Genomic DNA, 16792 nt, shown 5'->3' with positions numbered 1-16792 from the left:
GCGGGCCGTACCGTGGAGGGATGTCCTTCGAACGCCTCGCCGTGGTCTCCGACGTGCACGGCAACCTCACCGCCTATGACGCTGTGCTCGCCGACATCGCCGCGCGCGGCATCACCCGGATCCTGAACCTCGGCGATGTAGTGGGCAAGGGCCCCCGCGGCGCCGCCTGCTCGGCGCTGACCCGAGAGCGCTGCGAGGCGACCGTGCGCGGGAACTGGGAGGTGTTCGTCGCCGGAGATGGCGAGCTGCGCAGCGAGGGCCAGGCCTGGTGGCGGAAGGAGATTCCCGCGGAGGACAGGCAGTGGCTGTTCGCCCTGCCCGGCAGCCTGGACCTCGAGCTCTCCGGGAGACGGGTGCGGGTGCTGCACGCCTCGCCGGTCGATGAGTTCACCCGGGTGCACCGCGAACACGGTGCGGAGCAGTTCGCGATGATGTTCGCTCCCACCCCGTTCACCGGGGACGGCGGCCCCGCGGATGTCGTCGTCTACGGCGACATCCATGACCCCTTCCTGCGCTCCGGCAAGGAGGGGACGCTGGTGAACGTCGGCAGCGTCGGCAATCAGCTCGACGATCCGACACCCTCCTACGCGATCCTCGAAGGCGACCCGGACGGCGGGAAGGACGCACCGTTCGGGATCCAGTTCGTACGGGTGCCCTATGACGTCGAGGCCGAGATCGCGGCGGCCCGTGCGCTCGGCATGCCCGAGCTCGAGGCGTACGAGATCGAGCTGCGCACTGGGGTGTACCGAGGGGACCACGCGGCGCTCGGGCTCAGCACGCCGCGTGGCTGAGCCTCACCGCGCATCTCGAGCGCTCACGGCACCCGCGCGGTCCACTCCTCGGTCCCGAACTTCGTCTCCACCAGCTCGCGGGCCTTGGCGAGCTCATTCTCGGTGTAGTCCGAGTCGACGGTGTCATAGCGGGCGCGGAAGAAGTCCAGGAACCCGGCGATGATCTGCTCACGGGCCAGGCCCGTCTGCGAGCGCATCGGGTCCACGCGCTTGTTCGCGCTCTTGGTGCCCTTGTCGGAGAGCTTCTCGCGGCCGATCCGCAGCACCTCGCTCATCTTGTCCGCGTCGATGTCGTAGCTCATCGTCACGTGGTGCAGCAGCACCCCGCCCGCGAAGCGGCGCTGGGCGGCGCCGCCGATCTTGCCCTGCTCGGAGGCGATGTCGTTCAGCGGCACGTAATGAGCCTTCACCCCGATCTCCGCGAGGGCGCCCATCACCCAGTCGTCGAGATAGGCATAGGACTGCTCGAAGTTAAGTCCCTCCACCAGGGAGGTGGGCACCACCAGCGAGTAGGTGATGCAGTTGCCCTGCTCCATGAACATCGCGCCGCCGCCGGTGATGCGGCGCACCACCCCGATGCCATGCCTCGCTGCGCCCTCGGCGTCGATCTCGTTGCGCAGCGACTGGTAGGAGCCGATCACCACCAGCGGGGAGTCCCAGTCCCAGATCCGGAAGTGAGGGTTGCGACGCCCGGCGATCACCTCGTTCGGCAGCACCTCGTCCAGCGCCACGTGCATCACCGGCGGCAGCACCTGTGGGCCGATCACGTCGAAGGTGAGGTCGTCCCAGCTGGTCGCGTGTCCGAGCGCCCGGCGCACCGCGATCGCGACCGCCTCGACGGAGAAGCCGATCATCTGCACCGGGTCCGGGCGGGTCTCGAGCCGGGTGGTGAGCGCCGCGCCGAGCTCGGCGGCGGTCGCGTCGGTGGGCATCCCCTCCAGCGCGGCGTTGAGATCCTCGAGGGCATCATCCGGCTCGAGGAAGAAGTCCCCGAAGACGTGGGCGGTCGCGATCCGGCCGCCCGCGACGGTGACGTCCACCGAGACCAGCTTGCCGCCGCGCACCTTGTACTGGCCGTTCATCACCGTGCTGTCGTTGCGCTCTTCCATGCCTGCCATTGTCCCTCAGTGGATCGTCAGCGACCGCAGAGCGCGGTGGACCTCCCAGACGAAATCCGCGGTGGACTGGCTCTTGCGCGGCGCGATCGCGTAGGTCTCGGCGGGGCGCCGTGAGGTCTCCTCACGAGTGACGCGGGGGATGAGGTTCTTCCACTCGCGCTCCCCGCCCACCCACAGGCGGTACTCGGTGCCGGACTCGTCCCCCCTGTGCAGCAGCCGCATCCCCATCGACGTCGCGGTCAGTGCCGGCTGGCGCTTGGCGGCTGCCGGCTCGAAGCCGCGGTCGCGCAGCAGCATGGGATTGAACAGCGCCCACAGCAGCAGCCGCGCTCCCTCCAGCTCGGGGGACGCGGGCGCGCCTATCAGCTCAGCGGAGACAGGCGGGCTCCCCGCCTCCGTGCGCCACGCGGTGCGACGGGAGAACATCGCCAGGCGCTGCGTGACAGCCTCCCGCTCCTCGTCGGTCTCGATCCGGCCGATGCCCAGCGGGACGGGGTCCTCGCCCGTGCGCAGGAAGTGCACCGGGGTGCCCTGCTCGACCTCTCCGAACTCGAGGCCCGTGCGATGCCGTCCCACACCCGCCTGGAGGTGGGCGCCGGTCTGGCCGCGACGGGTCGAGAAGTGCGGGCTCGTGCCGAGCAGGGTGCGGCTGGCTAGGTGGAGCACGTCCAGGTGGGCGCGGAACTCGCGGGCGGTGGAGGTCTTCGTCAGCAGCTTCTTCGCATCGACGGGGAACTGCACGACGGGCCGCCCGGCGTTCTCACCCACCTCGCCGAGGGTCTCCCACAGGTGGGCGTGGCCGGGATCGGCCTTCGGCATCCGCCTGGCCACTCGGGCCCAGCTGGTGGCGACGACCCCGTCGGGGACTTCGCCGTCGAGTTCGGCGCGGTCGGTGTGTCGGGCGATCGCGACCAGCAGGTGCTGGGGTGAGGGGCCGAGCGCCGCTCGCATCTCCCTCAGCCGGGTGGTGGAGAACGGGCCGCCGACGCGCAGAGCGATGCCCAGACGGGCGCCGTCGTCGGTTTCCCCTGCGGTGGGCAGCAGCTCGGCGAGCAGATCGGGGGAGGTCTTCCGCAGCCGTGGGGCGGCGGCGATCGAGCCGGTGGTGTGCTCGGTGCGGGCGATCGTGCGCAGGAACGCGTCCCGACTGCGAGGGGACATCAGCACGAACTCGAGCATGTGCCGCAGGATCACCTCGACCCGCACATGGCGCTCCGCCGAGGACTCCAGATCGGGGGAGAGCGCGGAGCGATCCACGGCATAGGTGAGCATCTGTCCGACGGTGGCGTACGAGCGGGCCATGATCCTCCTTCTCCAGGGCGGGCACAGGCGGTCCGGGCTGTGGTGGTGGGCCATTATCCTCCTCCTACAGTGTGCATCGTCGCAGGTGGAGGGTCTAGGCGTGTCCCGGGTCAGAGCCTCCCGTCGCGGGCGTAGATCTGCCGCACCAGGTCCTCGATCGCCGGTTCGGTCAGCGACAGGTCCCGCACCTGGGCCTGGGCACCGATCGCGGTGAGCAGCGCCGGGACCGTCAGCTCGGCGCCCGAGAACGCGATCCGGTGGCGGATCCCGTCGGCCTCCACCGCGAGGGTGCTCGCGGCGGTCGGGAGGGTGAGCGCGGCGAGGGGCTCCTCGAGATCCACGATCAGCTCGCGGGGAGCACCGAGGCGCGCACGGAAGGAGGCCAGCGCCCCGTCGTACGCGACGGTGCCCGAGTTCACCACGACGATCCGGTCGCACAACCGCTCCACGTCCCCCATGTCGTGAGTGGTGAGGAACAGGGTGGTGCCGCGCTCGGCGCGGTCCTCGCGCAGGAAGCGGCGCAGCCCCTCCTTGGAGACCATGTCCAGCCCGATCGTCGGCTCATCGAGCACCACCAGCTCGGGCGAGTGCAGCAGCGCTGCCGCCACCTCGCCGCGCATCCGCTGCCCGAGCGACAGCTGCCGCACCGGGCGGTCCAGGAACCCGCCGAGGTCGAGCCCTTCCACCAGACGCCCCAGGCGCTGCTCGCGGCCACGGTCGGTGAGCCGGTGCATCGCCCCCAGGATCCGGTAGCTGTCCCGCAGCGGCAGGTCCCACCACAGCTGGGATCGCTGGCCGAAGACCACCCCGATGTCGCGGGCGAGGTGACGGCGCTCGGGCACCGGGTCGCGGCCCAGCACCCGGACCGTGCCGGCGGTGGGCTGCAGGATCCCGGTCATCATCTTGATGGTGGTGGACTTCCCCGCGCCGTTGGCACCCACGAACCCGACCGTCTCACCAAGGTCGATGCGCAGGGTGACGTCGTCCACCGCGCGCACCAGCTGCCGTCGTCGCCGCCGGGAGCCGGCGACGGGAGTGCGGACAAGGTAGTCGCGACGCAGCCCCGCGAGCTCCACGGCGGGGGACTGCGGTGACGGTTCAGGGGTGCTCATCCACCGGCTCCTGTGTATCTGCGGACTCCCGCGCGCCAGAGCAGACCGGCGACGATCCAGGCCAGGACCGTGGCCGGCAGGCCCAGCCACCCGGCCCAGGCGGGGATCAGGGCCGGGCCGGGCAGGTCCAGCAGCGCGAGGGTGGGGGCGTAGGCGATCAGCGTCGCCGGGATGACGAAGGTGAAGAAGGCGCGCATCGGCAGTGCGAAGACGGCGCCGGGGGTGGTGGCGACGTAGTTGCCGCCGTAGGTGAAGGCGTTGGCGAACTCGCGGCCGTCGACCAGCCAGAACTGCAGGGCGCCGGCCACCGTGAACAGGGCGCCGAAGAGCAACGCGCCGGCGAGCGGTGCGAGCACGGCCAGCAGCAGCGTGGCCCCCGTCGGCTGGAAGCCGGCGAGCACCAGGGCGGTGACGTACATCGCCAGGCCCACCACGATCCGGCCGATGCGGCGCAGCGAGAGATCCAGGCTCGAGATCTGCAGCAGCACCGGAACGGGGCGGATCAGCAGGGTCTCGAGCTTTCCGGACTTGATCTGGGTGGAGAGCCCGTCGATCTCCCCGAAGAGGATGTCCCCGATCCCGAAGGCGAGGGCGCCGAGTCCATAGACCACGGCGACCTGCGTGAGCGTCATCCCGCCGAGCGTGCTCACCTGCGAGAGGATCACCCACAGCTCGAGGAACTCGGTGCCCACGATCAGCACCTGCCCCAGGAGGTCGGTGAGGAAGCTGGTGCGGAAGGTCGCCTGTGAGCGGATCCGGGAGCCGTACAGGGTGCGGACCATCCGGGCTGTGGAGACGGGGCGGTCCAGGGGATCGGGGCGGGCCGCCCGGGCGGCACGATCCGCAGGCGAGGGACGGGGCTGCTCAACCACCCTGCACCTCCACGCTCCGCACCCCGGCGTGCAGCATCGCCAGAGCCGCGGCGGTGAGCACCGCGATCCAGCCCAGCTGGGTCCCCAGCAACGGCAGCGCCTCCAGCGGGGACACCCGGCCGGAGAGGGTGTCGATCGGGGTCTGGATCATCGAGGGGAAGGGCGTGGCGCGGGCGATCGTGAGCAACCAGTCAGGAAACCACACGATCGGGATCAGGAAGCCGGAGAGCAGATTCATCACCGCGGTGTAGACCACGGTCAGACCGCGAGTCTCGAGCAGCCAGAAGGCGGCGAGGTTCACCAGCATGTCCGCGAGGAATGCGACCGTGATCGCCAGCAGCAGGGAGAGCGCGCCGAGCAGGTAGGACAGCGGATCCTCCGGCAGCGCGAGGCCGGTGAGCAGCGCGCCGATCAACAGCGGCGGCACGCCGCGGCCGAGCAGCAGGAAAGCGGCACGTCCCAGCTTCTGCGCGTAATAGAGGCCCAGGAAGGAAGTGGGGCGCAGCAGGTCTATCGCCACATCCCCCTGGTGGACGCGCTGGGAGACCTCACGGGTGCCGAAGGCCTCGATAGGGGCCAGCAGCGCCTGTCCGAGCCAGACGTAGGTCGCCGCCTGGGCGATGGTGTACCCGCTGAGCTCGCCGCCGGCGGTGGTGATCGCGGCGAACAGGATCGAGGCGCGGATCAGGCCGAAGATCGAGTTGGTGAATACCCCGGCGGCCGTTGCCAGACGGTAGGTCGAGTACTGGCGGAAGGCCGCAGCGGCGATCGTCCAGTACGTGGGCACTCGCGCGAGCCTAGCGAGCTGTGGGAGGTGCCACAAGGTGAACGTGGAATCCGTGTCCACCTGGGCCGGGCCGCGCTGTCCCTCCGGGTGGCGAGCGATCGGGTCGAGGGCGCAGCCGGCGTGCGCACCGCCCGGGTCTACGCTGTTCCGGTCCCCACCCGACCCCTGTGAGAGCCGGCCCATGCACACCTACTCCGACGCCTCCTCCGACGCTCCCTCCGACACCGCCGTCGACCCCTCCGCGCGCGCACCTCGTCGGAAGCGCTTCGGACTGCTTCCCCGGATCCTCCTCGCGATCGTGCTGGGGATCCTGCTGGGCCTCGTGATGCCCGAGGCGCTCGCCCGCATCTTCACCACCTTCAACGGGGTCTTCTCCGGGTTCCTCGGCTTCCTCATCCCGTTGATCATCGTGGGCCTGGTGACGCCGGCGATCGCGGAGCTCGGCCACGGGGCCGGGAAGATGCTCGCCGCGACCGCCGGGATCGCCTACCTCTCCTCCATCCTGTGCGGGCTGTTCGCGCTGGCGCTCTCCCTGTTCCTGCTGCCGCGGATGCTGGGCGGGGCGCGCATCGACTCCCTCGAGAACCCCGAGGACTCCGCGATCGCGGCCTTCTTCGAGATCGAGATCCCGCCGGTGTTCGGCGTGATGACCGCGCTGGTCCTCTCGTTCTGCCTCGGCATCGGGCTCACGCTCGTGAAGAAGGGTGCGCTGCAGGAGTCCTTCGTGCAGCTGCGCACGATCGTGGTGCGCATCATCGAGGCGATCATCATCCCGCTGCTGCCGCTCTACATCTTCGGCATGTTCCTGGGGCTGACCATGAACGGCCAGATCTGGACCGTGATCGGCACTTTCCTCACCGTGATCCTGCTGGTCTTCGGGATGACCGTGGCGGTGCTGCTCGCGCAGTACGCCGCGGCCGGCTGGGCGATGGGCCGCAATCCCCTGAAGATGCTGTGGACGATGCTGCCCGCCTACATGACGGCGCTCGGCACCAGCTCCTCGGCCGCGACCATCCCGGTGACCACCGAGTGCACCAAGCGCAACGGCATCCCCGACGCGATCGCCGACTTCGTGATCCCGCTGTGCGCCACGATCCACCTCGCCGGCTCGACGCTGAAGATCACCACCTTCGCCGTCGCGATCATGATCGTCACCGGCAGGCCGCTGAACATCGGCGCCCTGGTGGGCTTCGTGTTCATGCTGGGCGTGGTGATGATCGCGGCGCCGGGCGTGCCCGGTGGCGCGATCATGGCCGCCGCCGGTGTGCTCGCCTCGTTCCTCGGCTTCGGTGAGGCTGCCGTGGGCCTCATGATCGCCGCGTACATCGCGATCGACTCCTTCGGCACCGCCACGAACGTCACCGGGGACGGCGCGATCGCGGCGCTCATGACCAGGTTCTCCAAGGGACGCATCAGCGGCGACATGACCGCGCAGCACCATCCGCAGGTGCACGGCGTCTGAGCTGTCGTGTGAGCTCGGCCGTCGTGAAAGCGGGCCCGTCAGCACCCTGCGAGGTGCGGGCGGGCCCGCTTCTGTTCGTCAGCCGCTCGCACCTGAAGCATCTGCCATACTGAACATATGAGCAATCGTTCAGATGTTGAGGTGCGGTCCGCCGAGATCGCCGACCTCGCCGACGTCTTCTCCCTGCTGGGGGATCCCAGACGCCTGCGCCTGCTGTTCGCGCTGCGCGGGGGCGAGGTGAGCGTGGGGGAGCTGTCGACCCTCACCGGGCAGTCGGATTCCGCGGTCTCGCATGCGCTGCAGCTGCTGCGCGCCCACCGCATCGTCCGCGTGCGTCGGGAGGGGCGGCGCGCCTTCTACCGTCTGGACGACCCGCACGTGCGGATGCTGCTCGAGGTCGCCCTCACCCACACCGAGCACAGCGAGCTCCAGCATCCCGAGAGGCGCACCGTGGACGCGCCGCAGGAGCGTGCGGGCTCGCCCCACGAGCCGGTCGAGCAGGCAGTCTCATGAGCCATTCCCACGGGGGCGGCGCCACCGGCCACGCCGGGGCCGCGCACCGCTGGCGGCTGATCGTCGCGGTGGTGCTGATCGGCGGGTTCTTCGTCGTCGAGCTGGCGGCCGGGCTGCTCTCGGGCTCCCTCGCGCTGCTCTCGGACGCCGGGCACATGGCTGCGGACGTGGTCACCCTGTCCGCGGCGCTCGCCGCGACGGTGTTCGCTGCGCGTCCCTCTCGTGATGGCCGGCGCACCTTCGGCAACTACCGCCTTGAGACCTTCGCCGCCCTGCTGGCGGTCCTGATCATGCTGGTCGTCGCCGCCCTCGTGACGATCAGCGGGATCAGCCGGCTGGGTGCCGAGGTCCACGTCGACACCACGCCGATGCTGATCGTCGGCGGGCTCGGCCTGGTCGTGAACCTGGTGGTGCTGCTGATGCTGCACGGCGGGGCGAAGGAGAGCCTCAACGTCAAGGGTGCCTATCTCGAGGTCCTGGCCGACACCCTCGGCTCGGTCGGGGTGATCGTCGCAGCGGTGCTGATCCGTCTGACCGGAGCGAGCCTCATCGACACGATCGTCGCGCTCGCGATCGGGGCGTTCATCGCGGTGCGTGCCGTGCTGCTGGCCCGCGAGGTGCTCACCGTGCTGGGCCAGGCCGCACCCGCAGACATCGACCCCCAGCAGGTGGAGGACGATCTGCGGGCCCTCGACGGGGTCGCCGATGTCCACGACCTGCACCTGTGGACCCTCACCTCCGGGATGGAGGTCGCCACCGTCCATCTGGTGACCGCGCCCGGAGCTGATCCGCACCCGGTCCTCGACGCCGCCCAGGAGCTGCTCAGCACCACGCACGACATCGCCCATGCGACCGTCCAGACCGAGCCGACCGACCACCACGGCTGCCTCGAGATCGGCTGGTGACCTGCAGGCCGGACCGCCGGATGAGAGCGTCGGGCTCCGCGTACGCTGGGGCCATGACCTCTACGACCTCCATGAATGCTGCGAAAACTGCTGGCAACGACCCCACCCGTCTGACCGCCGTCGTCACCGGCGCCTCCTCCGGCATCGGCCGCGCCACCGCCGTGCGCCTGGTGGCCGAGGGCTGGCGCGTGCTCGCTGTCGCGCGCCGCGAGGACCGGCTGCGCGAGCTCGCCGAGCAGACCGGCTGCGAGGTGCTCGCCGTCGACATCACCTCCGATGACTCCGTCCAGCGCCTGGTCGAAAGGGCCGCCGAGCTGTTCGGCGGCTCCCTGAACGCCGTGGTGCATGTGGCCGGCGGCGCCCTCGGCGTCGAGACCGCCGCCGAGGCGGACCTCGAGAAGTGGCAGCGCATGTACGACATCAACGTGCTGGGCACGGTGCGGGTCACCCGCGCCCTGCTGCCGGCACTGCGGGAGAGCGGCCGTGGAGACCTGCTGTTCGTCACCTCGGTGGCCGGTCACGAGGCCTACCCCGGCGGTTCCGGCTACAACGCCGCCAAGGCCGGGGAGCACATGCTCGCCAACGCCCTGCGCCTCGAGCTGAACGGGGAGAGGATCCGCGTCATCGAGATCGCCCCCGGAATGGTCCGCACCGAGGAGTTCTCCCTCACCCGCCTCGGCGACCAGGACGCGGCCGACGCCGTCTACGACGGAGTCGAGCAGCCGCTGACCGCGGAGGACTGCGCGGACGTCATCTCCTATGCGCTCAATGCCCCGCATCACGTGAACCTCGATCTGGTGACCGTCCGTCCCCTCGCGCAGGCGGCCGCCCACCGCGTCGCCCGCCACCAGGGAGTCTGATGGTCCACGGCGGGATGGGCGGCCCCGGCGGAGGGATGGGCGGCGGGGGCGGCCGGATGCGCGACGACCTCAAGCTCGCCCCCGGCCAGCGCCCCGACCTGCGACGGGTGCTGTCCCTGTTCCGCCCGTATCGCGGGATCCTCACGGGGGTGCTGGCACTGATCGTGATCGGTGCCGCCGTCGGGGTGGTCTCCCCGTTCCTGATCCGCGAGATCGTGGATGTCGCCCTGCCTGAGCAGCGCGCCGACGTGCTGGCATGGTCCGTCGGCGGGCTGATCGCGGTGACGGTGATCTCGAGCGCGCTCGGGGTCACCCAGTCGATGCTCTCCACCCGGGTGGGCCAGTCCGTGATGCACGACCTGCGGGTCTCTGTCTTCTCCCACCTGCAGCGGATGGGGCTGGGATTCTTCACCCGCACCCGCACCGGAGAGATCCAATCGCGGATCTTCTCCGACATCGGCTCCATGCAGGCCGTGGTCACCTCCGTGATGACCCAGATCGTCTCCTCCGGGGCGGGGGTGGCGATGGCGCTGGTGGCGATGTTCGCCCTGGACTGGCGGCTGACCCTTTTCTCCCTCATCGCATTGCCCTTCGCGGTGTGGATGAACCGCCGGGTGGGCCGCCGCAGACGAGCGATCGTGAAGACCCGCCAGGAGAAGGCGGCGGACCTCTCCGCCGGGATCCAGGAGTCCCTGTCCGTCTCCGGCATCCTGCTGGGGGTCACCATGGGGCGCACGCAGGCGCTCAGCCAGGCCTTTGCCACCGACTCGCGGGAGCTCGCGGACCTCGAGGTCCGCTCCGAGATGGCCGGCCGCTGGCACATGGCCGTCTTCACGACCCTGATGGCGCTGTTCCCGGCCCTGACCTACCTGCTCGGCGGCCACCTGCTCTTCGGCGACCCCGAGGGCCAGGGCGTCACCATCGGCACTCTGGTCGCCTTCATCGCCCTGCAATCCGGCCTGTTCCCCCAGATCAACGGGCTGCTGCGCGTCGCGACCCAGGTCAACAGCTCCCTGGCGCTGTTCGCGAGGGTGTTCGAGTACCTCGACGCTCCGATCCTCATCAGCGACGCGCCGGAGGCCCTGGCGCTGGACCCGGTAACCGTGCGCGGAGAGATCCGCTTCGAGGACGTCACCTTCACCTATCCGGGCGCGGAGGCGCCGGCGCTGCACGGCATCGACCTGGTGGTTCCGGCCGGGAAGCACACCGCGCTGGTGGGGGCCACCGGCTCGGGCAAGACCAGCACCGGTTACCTGATGGCGCGGCTCTATGAGCCCAGCTCCGGCCGGATCACCCTGGATGGTCACGACCTGCGGGAGATCACCATGGATTCGCTCGCGGCGAGCATCGGTGTGGTCACCCAGGAGACCTATCTGCTGCACGCCTCGATCGCCGACAACCTGCGCTTCGCCCGGCCGGAGGCGAGCGATGAGGAGCTGCGGAAGGCCTGCCGGATCGCGCAGATCCACGACCACATCGAGTCTCTGCCGCAGGGCTACGACACCGTGGTGGGGGAGCGCGGTTACCGGTTCTCCGGCGGGGAGAAGCAGCGTCTGGCGCTTGCGCGCACGATCCTGCGGGACCCGCCGGTACTGCTGCTCGACGAGGCGACCTCCGCGCTGGACGTCGCCACCGAGCGTGCGATGTCCGGTGCGCTCGACGCCGCCGCCCGTGGCCGCACCACCGTCTCGATCGCCCACCGGCTCTCCACCATCCGGCACGCCGATCAGATCATCGTGATGCAGCACGGCCGCATCCTCGAGCGCGGCACCTACGAGGAGCTGGTGACGCGAGGCGGGATCTTCGCGCAGCTCGCGATCCAGGACGCCCGACGGGACAGCGCCGCGCCCGGACCAGGGGACGGCGAGGCTTTGCAGCCGTGGGCGGCGAGTGACGATGCCGAGGACCCGGCCCCGCCGCTGCGGAGCTGAGCCGGTCCGCGGCCAGCTGAGCCGGTCCACGGCCAGCTGAGCCGGTCTACGACCCGATGTGCCGGTCTACGACCAAAGGGGGAGGGACATCTCCACCCTGCGCAGGATGTGGGAGACCTGCCGCCCGGGGGAGGATCTCTCCATGGAGAGGCGCCGCACCCCCACCGGACGGCGGCCTCTCGAGCATCCGAGCAGAGAGGTCCCCCTGATGACGACGACGCATCTCGGCCATGTCGAGCAGGCACGATCCGGGGCCAAGCCCGCCATGGGCAGGCCGCTGCTGTTCGCTCTGCTGCTCGCCGTCGCCGCTGCCGGAATGCTGCTCCTGCTGGTCACCGGCCCCAGCATCGCGCTGCCGTTCGCGGTCGGTGCCGCGACGGCGCTGATGATGCTGGTGGGCGTGGCCTGGGTCGTGGCTGGTCCCCGGCTCTGACGCACTCCGATCACGGAGATCCCGATCCGATCAGCGAGATCCCGGTCAGAGGGATCCTGAGGGACGTCCTCAGATGTCGATCTCGATCTCGCCCTCGCCGCGGGATACGCAGGTGATCATCTGGTCCGCGTGCTCGTCGTCCATCAGGAACTCGTCCAGGTGCTCGACCTCGCCGGAGACCAGCGGCACCACGCAGGTGCCGCACACGCCGCCCTCGCACGAGTAGTCCATCGGGATGTCAGCGTCAAGCAGCGCCTGGAGGAGGGATTGACCCTCGCCGATCTCGAGCGTGACGCCCGACTTCAGGCACTTGGCGGTGAAGGGCTCTCCGAACAGCGACATCCTCGCTCCTTCTGCGTCGACCACCCCGTGACGCGGGGCGGGATCGTGGAGCTCTCAGTCTTCCATGACCTCGCCTCCTCCACGAGGTGAGTCTTGCCTCCTCACCCAGCGCCTCGCCCAGCGCGTTGCAGAGCCCAGAGGGACATCAGCGGCAGCTCACCTGAGGGAGCCGTCGTCCGCGTCGGCCGTTTCACGAAGGCTCCCGGGACTCGCCGTCATCGGCGCGGGAGCGACAGACACAGGAGCCGAGATCGCGGCCCGCACGCTCGGCGTGCCCGGGACGGAAGGTGTCAGCGCGAGCGCCGACGGACCGAAGCTGAGCACGAGCAGGGCCGCCGCGCCGAGTGCCGAGGCGCTCGCCGTGGCCCGGCTGCGCCGTGGGCCGGCATCCTGGGCACCGGTGTCCTCATCCATGCGACCTCCTCGATGGGGGAGCGGCAGGTCGAGCCGCTGCCTGTATTCGACGTCCCGCGGCTGGGCAGGTGCTGTGCATCTCACCCGGATCTGCTGGGACGCGAATGGGATGCGCAAGGAGGGGACACGTAAGGAAGGGACGAGGGAGGGGGAGCCGGGCTGTTCCGCGCGTCTCTTCCCCGCCCGGCCGCGTGACCGTCCTCGGGCCGCCGCGTACACTGACCGCCATCGGCATCGACCCGGCCATCACCGGCGAGCCGCGGGAAGAACCGCCCATTGTCCGTTCGCGGGCACGGGCCTAGTAGAACCCGCCGGGACCAGCCCGTCACAGCTGAGGAACAAGGGGAGGCCCCTGGATCGCCACCGGCGATGCAGCGGACGTCAACCGAGGTGGTACCGCGCCACCGGCCCTGCGCCGGGAAGCGTCCTCGGACTGCGTGTTGTCCCAGCTCTCACCCTTGTTCTGCCTCGGAGGTCCGTCCCATGGTCTACCCGGTCAGCGGAGACCCGCTCGTCCCCTCACCGAACCTGCCCTCGCTCGAGAACGCCATCCAGGAGTTCTGGCGGCAGGACGACACCTTCCGTGCTTCGATCGCCCGGCGCGAGGGTGCCGAGGAGTTCGTCTTCTACGACGGTCCTCCCTTCGCCAACGGTCTGCCGCACTACGGTCACCTGCTCACCGGCTTCGTCAAGGACGTCATCCCCCGCTTCCGAACCATGTGCGGGAACAAGGTCGACCGCCGCTTCGGCTGGGACACCCACGGGCTGCCCGCCGAGCTCGAGGCGATGAAGGAACTCGGGATGACCGAGAAGTCCGAGATCGAGGCGATGGGCGTGAAGGAGTTCAACAACGCCGCCCAGGCCTCGGTGCTGAAGTACACCAAGGAGTGGGAGGACTACGTCACCCGCCAGGCCCGCTGGGTCGACTTCGAGAACGACTACAAGACCCTCGACGTCACCTTCATGGAATCGGTGCTGTGGGCGTTCAAGACCCTGTACGACAAGGGTCGGGCGTATGAGGGCTACTACGTGCTGCCCTACTGCTGGAAGGACCAGACGCCGCTGTCCGCGCACGAGCTGCGGATGGACGATGACGTCTACAAGGAGCGCCAGGACCAGACCGTCACCGTCACCTTCCCCTTCACCGGGGAGAAGGCCCAGCAGCTGGGCCTTGACGGTGTGAAGGCGCTGGCCTGGACCACCACTCCCTGGACCCTGCCCACCAACTTCTCCCTCGCCGTCGGTCCCGAGCTCCAGTACTCGGTGGTCCCCGCCGGTCCGCTCGGCGCCGCCGACGGCACCGCCGCAGGTGCAGGCCGCTACCTCATGGCCACCGCGCTGCTCGGCTCCTACACCAAGGAGCTCGGCTACGAGAGCGCCGAGGAGGCGCTCGCCGCCTGCGAGGAGCGCGTGTACGCCGGCTCCGAGCTCGAGCACGTCGCCTACGAGCCGCTGTGGACCGTCTATTCGGAGGACCGGGCGAAGTGGGGCACCGAGAACGCGTGGATCGTCACCGTCGCGGACTACGTCTCCACCGATGACGGCACCGGCGTGGTCCACCAGGCCACCGCCTACGGTGAGATCGACCAGCAGGTCAACGCCGAGTACGGCATCCCCGTGATCGTCTCCGTGGACGAGGGCGCCCAGTTCCTGGACTACTTCGCCGGCACCGCGCTCGACGAGATCGCCGGGGTGCAGGTGTTCGAGGCGAACCGCCCGATCATCCGCAACCTCCAGCAGGCCGGACGCCTGATGCGCGAGGCCAGCTACGTGCACTCCTACCCGCACTGCTGGCGCTGCCGTAACCCTCTGATCTACAAGGCCGTCTCCTCCTGGTACGTGAAGGTCGCCGACCAGCGCGAGCGCATGCTCGAGCTGAACGAGCAGATCGACTGGGTCCCCGGGAACGTCAAGCACGGCCAGTTCGGCAAGTGGCTCGAGGGTGCCCGCGACTGGGCGATCTCCCGCAACCGCTACTGGGGCACCCCGCTGCCGATCTGGAAGAGCGACGATCCGAACCATCCGCGGATCGACGTCTACGGCTCCCTCGCCGAGATCGAGGAGGCCTTCGGCACCCTGCCGCACAACGAGCTCGGCGAGGTGGACCTGCACCGCCCCTATATCGACGAGCTCACCCGCCCGAACCCCGATGACCCGACGGGGCGGTCCACCATGCGTCGTGTCGAGGAGATCTTCGACGTCTGGTTCGACTCCGGCTCGATGCCGTTCGCACAGATGCACTACCCCTTCGAGAACACCGAGCAGTTCGAGTCCCACAACCCGGCGGACTTCATCGTCGAGTACATCGGGCAGACCCGCGGCTGGTTCTACGTCATGCACGTGCTCTCCACCGCGCTCTTCGACCGTCCGGCGTTCACCTCGGTGATCTGCCACGGCATCGTGCTCGGCGAGGACGGGCAGAAGATGTCCAAGTCGCTGGGCAACTATCCCGACGTGCGCGAGATGTTCGACAAGTACGGGGCCGACGCGATGCGCTGGTTCCTCATGAGCTCGCCGATCCTGCGCGGCGGCAATCTCGTGGTCGATGAGCCGAAGATCCGCGATGCCACCCGTCAGATGGTGCTGCCGCTGTGGAACGTCTGGTACTTCCTGGGGCTGTACGCCAATGCTGCGGGCCAGAAGGACGCGGCCGGGAAGCCGACGGGCTACCTCGGGAAGACCCGCTACGACTCCAGCGATGTCATGGACCGCTACCTGCTGGCCCGCACCGGCGACCTCGTGCGCGAGGTGAAGGAGGCGATGACCGCGCTCGCGATCGCGGACGCCGCCGAGCTGATCCAGGACTACCTCGACATGCTCACCAACTGGTACGTGCGCCGTTCCCGCGACCGGTTCTGGGAGGGCGATGAGCAGGCGATCGACGTGCTCTCGACCTGCCTGACGACCCTCTGCCAGGTGGCGGCGCCGCTGCTGCCGATGGTCACCGAGGAGATCTGGAAGCAGCTCACCGGCGGGCGGTCCGTGCACCTGACCGACTGGCCCGATGCGGAGCTGTTCCCCCGCGACCCGGAGCTGGTCGGGCAGATGGACGACGTCCGCGCCATCGCGAGCGTGGGCAACTCCCTGCGCAAGAAGGGACAGCTGCGGGCCCGCCTGCCGCTCGCCGAGCTCACCGTGGTCCACCACAACCCGAGCACCCTCGAGGCATTCACGGCTCTCCTCTCCGACGAGCTCAACGTCAAGGCAGTGCGCCTGCTGGACGTGGCGAGCGAGGAGGCGCAGGGCATGGGCGTCGAGCAGCGGCTCAGCGTCAACGCCCGCGCCGCCGGGCCGCGCCTGGGCAAGCAGGTTCAGACGGTCATCAAGGGCTCCAAGACGGGCGACTGGTCCGCCGACGAGAACGGCGTGGTCACCTCCGGCGGCATCGAGCTCGCCGCGGGCGAGTACTCGCTGGACCTGGTCGCCGGTGAGACTGCGGCTATGGAGGGCCGGGCAGTCGGCGTGCTGCGCGGCGGGGACTTCATCGCGCTCGACACCCGGGTCACCGCGGAGCTCGAGGCTGAGGGAGTTGCCCGTGACGTGGTCCGCGCGATCCAGTCGGCCCGCCGCGAGGCAGGCCTCGAGGTCTCCGACCGGATCCGTCTCACCGTGGACGGTGATCAGTCCGTGACCGCCGCCGTCGCCGCGCACCGGGAGCTGGTCGCCGGTGAGGTGCTCGCGCTCGAGGTCTCTGTGCCGGCCGGACCGGCCGAGGGTGCGCACGCAGCGAGCGAGAAGGTCTCCGGCGGCACCGTCACGGTGTCCGTCGCCCGCGCCTGAGGCTGCGCTTGACCCCCGAGCGACCCCGGAGCGGGCCCAGCTGCGGGACCGTGACCGGCTCCGGGCTCGGCGGGGGCGATCGGCGGCGCGGCGCCTCGCCGAGGTGGGCACTTCTCCCCATCGCGCAGTGCAAGACCTCCTGGGTAGCGTGGCGGCACCGACGCCGGCGT

At 69.9% G+C, this 16792-nt stretch carries 15 protein-coding genes; 8 read left to right on the top strand and 7 right to left on the bottom strand.

Annotated elements, in window-relative coordinates; translation table 11 throughout:
* Nucleotides 1–20 precede the first annotated feature (20 nt).
* The gene (locus tag ACT3SQ_RS01430) at nt 21–791 is read left to right on the top strand and encodes a metallophosphoesterase family protein (protein ID WP_444501708.1); all 771 of its coding nucleotides are present in this window, start codon (nt 21–23) and stop codon (nt 789–791) included.
* 23 nt (nt 792–814) lie between these two features.
* Here the strand turns inward: ACT3SQ_RS01430 and ACT3SQ_RS01425 are convergent, their stop codons facing one another.
* The 5 genes from ACT3SQ_RS01425 to ACT3SQ_RS01405 all read right to left on the bottom strand — a co-directional run bounded on the left by ACT3SQ_RS01425 (nt 815) and on the right by ACT3SQ_RS01405 (nt 5982).
* Nucleotides 815–1873 carry a lipoyl protein ligase domain-containing protein gene (locus ACT3SQ_RS01425; protein WP_442331922.1) on the bottom strand — a complete coding sequence of 353 codons (1059 nt, stop codon included), beginning with the start codon at nt 1871–1873 and terminating at the stop codon, nt 815–817.
* A 42-nt stretch (nt 1874–1915) separates the two neighbouring features.
* Nucleotides 1916–3211 (bottom strand): hypothetical protein, encoded by a 1296-nt coding sequence (locus ACT3SQ_RS01420; RefSeq protein ID WP_441445090.1) that lies wholly within the window; start codon nt 3209–3211, stop codon nt 1916–1918.
* Nucleotides 3212–3321: 110 nt separating this feature from the next.
* Nucleotides 3322–4323: an ABC transporter ATP-binding protein gene (locus tag ACT3SQ_RS01415; RefSeq protein ID WP_441445091.1), complete on the bottom strand. Its 1002-nt coding sequence runs from the start codon at nt 4321–4323 to the stop codon at nt 3322–3324.
* The gene (locus ACT3SQ_RS01410) at nt 4320–5195 is read right to left on the bottom strand and encodes an ABC transporter permease (RefSeq protein WP_444501709.1); all 876 of its coding nucleotides are present in this window, start codon (nt 5193–5195) and stop codon (nt 4320–4322) included. The genes ACT3SQ_RS01415 and ACT3SQ_RS01410 overlap by 4 nt, the downstream gene beginning before the upstream one ends.
* Complete coding sequence (locus tag ACT3SQ_RS01405) at nt 5188–5982, bottom strand: ABC transporter permease (RefSeq protein ID WP_441445092.1); 795 nt, start codon at nt 5980–5982, stop codon at nt 5188–5190. The genes ACT3SQ_RS01410 and ACT3SQ_RS01405 overlap by 8 nt, the downstream gene beginning before the upstream one ends.
* Nucleotides 5983–6163: 181 nt before the next feature.
* Here ACT3SQ_RS01405 and ACT3SQ_RS01400 point away from each other — a divergent pair, with 181 nt between their 5' ends.
* The 6 genes from ACT3SQ_RS01400 to ACT3SQ_RS01375 all read left to right on the top strand — a co-directional run bounded on the left by ACT3SQ_RS01400 (nt 6164) and on the right by ACT3SQ_RS01375 (nt 12086).
* Nucleotides 6164–7444 carry a dicarboxylate/amino acid:cation symporter gene (locus ACT3SQ_RS01400; RefSeq protein WP_444600771.1) on the top strand — a complete coding sequence of 427 codons (1281 nt, stop codon included), beginning with the start codon at nt 6164–6166 and terminating at the stop codon, nt 7442–7444.
* A 117-nt stretch (nt 7445–7561) separates the two neighbouring features.
* The gene (locus tag ACT3SQ_RS01395) at nt 7562–7957 is read left to right on the top strand and encodes an ArsR/SmtB family transcription factor (protein WP_442331912.1); all 396 of its coding nucleotides are present in this window, start codon (nt 7562–7564) and stop codon (nt 7955–7957) included.
* Nucleotides 7954–8862, top strand: coding sequence for a cation diffusion facilitator family transporter (locus ACT3SQ_RS01390; RefSeq protein ID WP_442331913.1), 909 nt, complete (start codon nt 7954–7956; stop codon nt 8860–8862). Before ACT3SQ_RS01395 ends, ACT3SQ_RS01390 begins: the two co-directional genes overlap by 4 nt.
* 53 nt (nt 8863–8915) lie before the next feature.
* A complete protein-coding gene (locus ACT3SQ_RS01385; protein ID WP_441445104.1) occupies nt 8916–9722 on the top strand; it encodes an SDR family oxidoreductase in 807 nt (268 codons plus the stop codon).
* On the top strand, nt 9722–11653 hold the full coding sequence (locus tag ACT3SQ_RS01380; protein ID WP_442331914.1) for an ABC transporter ATP-binding protein: 1932 nt from the start codon (nt 9722–9724) through the stop codon (nt 11651–11653). Before ACT3SQ_RS01385 ends, ACT3SQ_RS01380 begins: the two co-directional genes overlap by 1 nt.
* A 208-nt stretch (nt 11654–11861) precedes the next feature.
* Nucleotides 11862–12086: a hypothetical protein gene (locus ACT3SQ_RS01375; protein ID WP_441445106.1), complete on the top strand. Its 225-nt coding sequence runs from the start codon at nt 11862–11864 to the stop codon at nt 12084–12086.
* A gap of 69 nt (nt 12087–12155) precedes the next feature.
* Here ACT3SQ_RS01375 and ACT3SQ_RS01370 read toward each other — a convergent pair whose 3' ends face one another.
* Nucleotides 12156–12428, bottom strand: a complete 273-nt coding sequence (locus tag ACT3SQ_RS01370) for a 2Fe-2S iron-sulfur cluster-binding protein (protein WP_441445107.1) — start codon at nt 12426–12428, stop codon at nt 12156–12158.
* A 156-nt stretch (nt 12429–12584) separates the two neighbouring features.
* On the bottom strand, nt 12585–12842 hold the full coding sequence (locus ACT3SQ_RS01365) for a hypothetical protein (RefSeq protein WP_444501711.1): 258 nt from the start codon (nt 12840–12842) through the stop codon (nt 12585–12587).
* 483 nt (nt 12843–13325) lie between these two features.
* Between ACT3SQ_RS01365 and ileS the strand changes: the two genes are divergently transcribed.
* Nucleotides 13326–16622, top strand: a complete 3297-nt coding sequence (ileS, locus tag ACT3SQ_RS01360; protein WP_444600770.1) for an isoleucine--tRNA ligase — start codon at nt 13326–13328, stop codon at nt 16620–16622.
* Nucleotides 16623–16792: the final 170 nt, after the last annotated feature.

The sequence above is a fragment of the Brachybacterium sp. AOP42-C2-15 genome, assembly GCF_052377065.1.
Lineage (GTDB): Bacteria > Actinomycetota > Actinomycetes > Actinomycetales > Dermabacteraceae > Brachybacterium.
This window is presented reverse-complemented; position numbering and strand designations above follow the sequence as displayed.

Excerpts from the sequence above, each read along its gene's own strand:
- ACT3SQ_RS01430 (WP_444501708.1), top strand. The coding sequence starts at position 21 with ATGTCCTTCGAACGCCTCGCCGTGGTCTCCGACGTGCACGGCAACCTC.
- ACT3SQ_RS01400 (WP_444600771.1), top strand. The coding sequence starts at position 6,164 with ATGCACACCTACTCCGACGCCTCCTCCGACGCTCCCTCCGACACCGCC.
- ACT3SQ_RS01390 (WP_442331913.1), top strand. The coding sequence starts at position 7,954 with ATGAGCCATTCCCACGGGGGCGGCGCCACCGGCCACGCCGGGGCCGCG.
- ACT3SQ_RS01370 (WP_441445107.1), bottom strand. The coding sequence starts at position 12,428 with ATGTCGCTGTTCGGAGAGCCCTTCACCGCCAAGTGCCTGAAGTCGGGC.
- ACT3SQ_RS01420 (WP_441445090.1), bottom strand. The coding sequence starts at position 3,211 with ATGGCCCGCTCGTACGCCACCGTCGGACAGATGCTCACCTATGCCGTG.
- ACT3SQ_RS01380 (WP_442331914.1), top strand. The coding sequence starts at position 9,722 with ATGGTCCACGGCGGGATGGGCGGCCCCGGCGGAGGGATGGGCGGCGGG.
- ACT3SQ_RS01385 (WP_441445104.1), top strand. The coding sequence starts at position 8,916 with ATGACCTCTACGACCTCCATGAATGCTGCGAAAACTGCTGGCAACGAC.
- ACT3SQ_RS01365 (WP_444501711.1), bottom strand. The coding sequence starts at position 12,842 with ATGGATGAGGACACCGGTGCCCAGGATGCCGGCCCACGGCGCAGCCGG.
- ileS (WP_444600770.1), top strand. The coding sequence starts at position 13,326 with ATGGTCTACCCGGTCAGCGGAGACCCGCTCGTCCCCTCACCGAACCTG.
- ACT3SQ_RS01425 (WP_442331922.1), bottom strand. The coding sequence starts at position 1,873 with ATGAACGGCCAGTACAAGGTGCGCGGCGGCAAGCTGGTCTCGGTGGAC.
- ACT3SQ_RS01375 (WP_441445106.1), top strand. The coding sequence starts at position 11,862 with ATGACGACGACGCATCTCGGCCATGTCGAGCAGGCACGATCCGGGGCC.
- ACT3SQ_RS01415 (WP_441445091.1), bottom strand. The coding sequence starts at position 4,323 with ATGAGCACCCCTGAACCGTCACCGCAGTCCCCCGCCGTGGAGCTCGCG.
- ACT3SQ_RS01395 (WP_442331912.1), top strand. The coding sequence starts at position 7,562 with ATGAGCAATCGTTCAGATGTTGAGGTGCGGTCCGCCGAGATCGCCGAC.